The organism is Oceanicola sp. S124, from assembly GCF_000220565.1.
In the GTDB taxonomy this organism is placed as follows: Bacteria; Pseudomonadota; Alphaproteobacteria; order Rhodobacterales; family Rhodobacteraceae; genus Pseudooceanicola.
On sequence record NZ_AFPM01000004.1, the window covers coordinates 1 to 6,029 of the forward strand.

Genomic DNA, 6,029 nt, shown 5'->3' on the forward strand with positions numbered 1-6,029 from the left:
TAGAACCCCCTTCACCGGCGGCGCTGAGGCGCTGGCGGGCGCCACGGAGGCGGACGGGACGGCGGGCAGCGGAGCTGCTTGAGGGACCTGAAGCTGAGGTGGTGATAAGAAATTCAGAGGATTGATCGGGCGGGCGCGCCGCAAGTTAGGGCGCACTGGTCTGGTTTTTGTCTCTACGCTCTTTGACATCGCGAGTATCTGAAGAGATATGTGGGCGGTTTGGATCATTTCGATGATCGACGTCTGTATATCGCGCTCCTAGGCTTCGGCCGATTATGGAGTGTCAGCTTCACTGTTTGGACGGCTTTCGGTTTCTGATGAAACCCGAAGCACAGACAAACAGAGACGACCGGGACTAGCCTCCCGGTCACAAGATGTGCAGAGGTTCGAACGTCAAGGATATCAGCGTAAGCTGGTTTCAACTTGAGAGTTTGATCCTGGCTCAGAACGAACGCTGGCGGCAGGCCTAACACATGCAAGTCGAGCGCGCCCTTCGGGGTGAGCGGCGGACGGGTGAGTAACGCGTGGGAATATGCCCTTCTCTGCGGAATAGCCTCGGGAAACTGAGAGTAATACCGCATACGCCCTTCGGGGGAAAGATTTATCGGAGAAGGATTAGCCCGCGTTGGATTAGATAGTTGGTGGGGTAATGGCCTACCAAGTCGACGATCCATAGCTGGTTTTAGAGGATGATCAGCCACACTGGGACTGAGACACGGCCCAGACTCCTACGGGAGGCAGCAGTGGGGAATCTTAGACAATGGGCGCAAGCCTGATCTAGCCATGCCGCGTGAGTGATGAAGGCCTTAGGGTCGTAAAGCTCTTTCGCCAGGGATGATAATGACAGTACCTGGTAAAGAAACCCCGGCTAACTCCGTGCCAGCAGCCGCGGTAATACGGAGGGGGTTAGCGTTGTTCGGAATTACTGGGCGTAAAGCGCGCGTAGGCGGACTATTAAGTCAGGGGTGAAATCCCGGGGCTCAACCCCGGAACTGCCCTTGATACTGGTAGTCTTGAGTTCGAGAGAGGTGAGTGGAATTCCGAGTGTAGAGGTGAAATTCGTAGATATTCGGAGGAACACCAGTGGCGAAGGCGGCTCACTGGCTCGATACTGACGCTGAGGTGCGAAAGTGTGGGGAGCAAACAGGATTAGATACCCTGGTAGTCCACACCGTAAACGATGAATGCCAGTCGTCGGCAAGCATGCTTGTCGGTGACACACCTAACGGATTAAGCATTCCGCCTGGGGAGTACGGTCGCAAGATTAAAACTCAAAGGAATTGACGGGGGCCCGCACAAGCGGTGGAGCATGTGGTTTAATTCGAAGCAACGCGCAGAACCTTACCAACCCTTGACATCCTAGGACCGCCAGAGAGATTTGGCTTTCACTTCGGTGACCTAGTGACAGGTGCTGCATGGCTGTCGTCAGCTCGTGTCGTGAGATGTTCGGTTAAGTCCGGCAACGAGCGCAACCCACATCCCTAGTTGCCAGCAGTTCGGCTGGGCACTCTATGGAAACTGCCCGTGATAAGCGGGAGGAAGGTGTGGATGACGTCAAGTCCTCATGGCCCTTACGGGTTGGGCTACACACGTGCTACAATGGCATCTACAGTGGGTTAATCCCAAAAAGATGTCTCAGTTCGGATTGTCGTCTGCAACTCGACGGCATGAAGTCGGAATCGCTAGTAATCGCGTAACAGCATGACGCGGTGAATACGTTCCCGGGCCTTGTACACACCGCCCGTCACATCATGGGAGTTGGGTTTACCCGAAGACGGTGCGCCAACCTTTTGGAGGCAGCCGGCCACGGTAGGCTCAGCGACTGGGATGAAGTCGTAACAAGGTAGCCGTAGGGGAACCTGCGGCTGGATCACCTCCTTTCTAAGGATGATCCTAGCAGATCAGCTTGCTGATCTCGTGGATCACTTAGCAGAAGAGCCCTTCCTTTGGGGCTCGACAAACTCGGTCCAGGCCGTCCTCATATCTCTTCAGAACAAGTGGTTCAGGTCATCGACCTGCGGATCCGATACGGATCACCTTAGGGTCGGTAGCTCAGGTGGTTAGAGCGCACGCCTGATAAGCGTGAGGTCGGAGGTTCAAGTCCTCCTCGACCCACCAACCTGCCTTTGCGAAGCAAAGGTCAGGAGGCGGTAGGGTATTCGACGCAGTCGAATGTCCCGAACGCCAGACAGCTCCCAGGATTGCACCGGGTGCCTCTCGCGCATTGCTTCGCAATACGCTGTCGCACTCGTTGAATGCTGGAGCATTCAACGTTGGGGCCTTAGCTCAGCTGGGAGAGCGCCTGATTTGCATTCAGGAGGTCAGGAGTTCGATCCTCCTAGGCTCCACCACTTACTCAAGCAAAGAGCGTTCGATTTGATCGGCAAGCACCGGGTTCTGGTTCTTGCCCGTCCAATCGGACGTTGCTGTTTCTTCGGAGGCAGCATTTGACATCGTAAAGAGAGATATCAATCAACCTCATCTCCCCCCGCAAGTGAGCGGACCGGGACGTTGAAGTGCCAGACCTTCGGGAACGGCGAGCGGTTGAGAAGGACGCCAAGCCTTCCGCCCGTATGCTTCTTCGCAAAGAATGAGTGTTGTCCAAGTCAAGTACACTAACCAGAGCAACTTCGGTTGCTCACAGTCAGGACGACAGTCCTGGCGGGAAAATGTATGACTTCTGATCCAGAACAGAGAGCCAGCGGACGAACCAGCCCGCGTAGCTCGCGACATGTGAATGTCTTCTTCTGGATCGGATCAAGCGCGAGAAGGGCGTTTGGTGGATGCCTTGGCAGCAAGAGGCGATGAAGGACGTGATACTCTGCGATAAGCCATGGGGAGCTGAGAATAAGCTTTGATCCATGGATCTCCGAATGGGGCAACCCACCTGAATGCTTGATATAATTGCCGTTCGCGGCAGCCTATATCACGCATAACCAGGTACTTCTTACCTGAATACATAGGGTTTGAAGAGCAAACCCGGGGAACTGAAACATCTAAGTACCCGGAGGAAAGGAAATCAATTGATACTCCCCTAGTAGCGGCGAGCGAACGGGGACCAGCCGAGCCTTGAGAGTGACCAGAACTGTTTGGAAAAGCAGACCATAGTGGGTGACAGTCCCGTATGGGTAGCTCGATGGGACGTATTAAGTAGGGCGGGACACGTGAAATCCTGTCTGAAGATCGGAGGACCACCTTCGAAGGCTAAGTACTCCTTGCTGACCGATAGCGAACCAGTACCGTGAGGGAAAGGTGAAAAGCACCCCGACGAGGGGAGTGAAACAGTACCTGAAACCGAACGCCTACAATCAGTTGGAGGGTCCTTGCGACCTGACAGCGTACCTTTTGTATAATGGGTCATCGACTTGGTCTCACGAGCAAGCTTAAGCCGATAGGTGTAGGCGCAGCGAAAGCGAGTCTTAATAGGGCGTTGAGTTCGTGGGATCAGACCCGAAACCGAGTGATCTAGGCATGACCAGGATGAAGGTTGGGTAACACCAACTGGAGGTCCGAACCCACACCTGTTGAAAAAGGTCGGGATGAGTTGTGCCTAGGGGTGAAAGGCCAATCAAACTCGGAGATAGCTGGTTCTCCGCGAAATCTATTTAGGTAGAGCGTCATCCGAATACCCCGGGGGGTAGAGCACTGGATGGGTAATGGGGCCCCACAGGCTTACTGATCCTAACCAAACTCCGAATACCCGGGAGTACTAGATGGCAGACACACTGCGGGTGCTAACGCCCGTAGTGGAGAGGGAAACAACCCTGACCTCCAGCTAAGGCCCCCAATTCATGGCTAAGTGGGAAAGCAGGTGGGATGTCCATAACAACCAGGAGGTTGGCTTAGAAGCAGCCATCCTTTAAAGATAGCGTAACAGCTCACTGGTCTAATCAAGACGTCCTGCGGCGAAGATGTAACGGGGCTCAAGCCATGAGCCGAAGCTGAGGATACGCATAGCGTATGGTAGCGGAGCGTAGTGTGACATAGCTTCATGCCTTCTTCACCTTCTCCGGAAGGTATTGAAGGCTCGAAGCTTTCTGTGAAGCCGGCCTGTGAGGGATCCGGTGGAGAGATCACTAGCGAGAATGATGACATGAGTAGCGACAAAGAGTGTGAGAGACACTCTCGCCGAAAGTCCAAGGGTTCCTGCTTAAAGCTAATCTGAGCAGGGTAAGCCGGCCCCTAAGCCGAGGCCGAAAGGCGTAGGCGATGGGAACCAGGTTAATATTCCTGGGCCGTGTGGTGGTGACGGATCTCGAAGGTTGTTCCTCCTTATCGGATTGGAGGGGCCGCTTAGAGGTTCCTGGAAATAGCCCCACTTTAAGACCGTACCCTAAACCGACACAGGTGGACTGGTAGAGCATACCAAGGCGCTTGAGAGAACGATGTTGAAGGAACTCGGCAAAATACCTCCGTAAGTTCGCGAGAAGGAGGCCCGGGTTCAAGGCAACTTGGATCCGGGGGCACAAACCAGGGGGTGGCGACTGTTTACTAAAAACACAGGGCTCTGCGAAGTCGCAAGACGACGTATAGGGTCTGACGCCTGCCCGGTGCCTGAAGGTTAAAAGGAGGGGTGCAAGCTCTGAATTGAAGCCCAGGTAAACGGCGGCCGTAACTATAACGGTCCTAAGGTAGCGAAATTCCTTGTCGGGTAAGTTCCGACCTGCACGAATGGCGTAACGACTTCCCCGCTGTCTCCAACATCGACTCAGCGAAATTGAATTGCCTGTCAAGATGCAGGCTTCCCGCGGTTAGACGGAAAGACCCCGTGCACCTTTACTACAGCTTCACACTGGCATCAGGCACAACATGTGCAGGATAGGTGGTAGGCTTCGAAGCAGGGACGCCAGTTCCTGTGGAGCCTTCCTTGAGATACCACCCTTGTTCTGCTTGATGTCTAACCGCGGTCCGTTATCCGGATCCGGGACCCTGTGTGGCGGGTAGTTTGACTGGGGCGGTCGCCTCCTAAAGCGTAACGGAGGCGCGCGAAGGTTGGCTCAGAGCGGTCGGAAATCGCTCGTTGAGTGCAATGGCAGAAGCCAGCCTGACTGCGAGACTGACAAGTCGAGCAGAGTCGAAAGACGGCCATAGTGATCCGGTGGTCCCAAGTGGGAGGGCCATCGCTCAACGGATAAAAGGTACGCCGGGGATAACAGGCTGATACTGCCCAAGAGTCCATATCGACGGCAGTGTTTGGCACCTCGATGTCGGCTCATCTCATCCTGGGGCTGGAGCAGGTCCCAAGGGTACGGCTGTTCGCCGTTTAAAGAGGTACGTGAGCTGGGTTTAGAACGTCGTGAGACAGTTCGGTCCCTATCTGCCGTGGGTGTAGGATACTTGAGAGGAGTTGCCCCTAGTACGAGAGGACCGGGGTGAACGATCCACTGGTGGACCAGTTGTTATGCCAATAGCAGTGCTGGGTAGCTATGATCGGAAAGGATAACCGCTGAAGGCATCTAAGCGGGAAGCCCCCCTCAAAACAAGGTATCCCTGAGGGCCGTGGTAGACCACCACGTCGATAGGCCGGAGATGTAAGTGCAGCAATGCATTCAGTTGACCGGTACTAATGGCCCGATAGGCTTGACCCGATCCAGTAGAAGACAATCCCTACTGATCGAAGTCATACAGACACACCAAAAACACTACTCGGACACGTTGAACGATATCTCTCTAAGTTGGATTTTTACTCGGTCTGGTGGTCATAGCACGAGCAAAACACCCGGTCCCATCCCGAACCCGGAAGTTAAGTGCCGTCGCGCTGATGGTACTGCGGCTTAAGTCGTGGGAGAGTAAGTCGCCGCCAGACCTAGTAAAAATCCAATAACGATGACAAAACAAAACCGACCGCCCGAAAGGACGGTCGGTTTTTGCGTTCAAGCACATGCGCCACACACGTCCGCGCACACATCCGCGCAAAGCAACCCCGCCCACGCCCGGCATTCCGGCCAAGCCACCGCCCCGCGACCTCCGGGACAGCTGAACGACCCTGAAACCGCGTGATCCCCAGAAGGCCGACCGCTCAAACCGGA

General features: G+C 54.9%; 2 tRNA genes and 3 rRNA genes. All 5 read left to right on the forward strand.

The window, feature by feature from the left end:
- Positions 1-419 precede the first annotated feature (419 nt).
- The 5 genes from OS124_RS0100200 (at position 420) to rrf (ending at position 5,806) form a co-directional block, all read left to right on the forward strand.
- Positions 420-1,881, forward strand: a 16S ribosomal RNA gene (locus OS124_RS0100200).
- Between the two features lie 160 nt (positions 1,882-2,041).
- A tRNA-Ile gene (locus tag OS124_RS0100205) sits at positions 2,042-2,118 on the forward strand.
- A gap of 157 nt (positions 2,119-2,275) precedes the next feature.
- Positions 2,276-2,351: transfer RNA gene (locus OS124_RS0100210), tRNA-Ala, on the forward strand.
- Between the two features lie 404 nt (positions 2,352-2,755).
- A 23S ribosomal RNA gene (locus OS124_RS0100215) occupies positions 2,756-5,588 on the forward strand.
- Between the two features lie 103 nt (positions 5,589-5,691).
- Positions 5,692-5,806 (forward strand): 5S ribosomal RNA (gene rrf / locus OS124_RS0100220).
- Together the 16S, 23S and 5S rRNA genes with 2 tRNA genes alongside form the textbook arrangement of a ribosomal RNA operon.
- Positions 5,807-6,029: the final 223 nt, after the last annotated feature.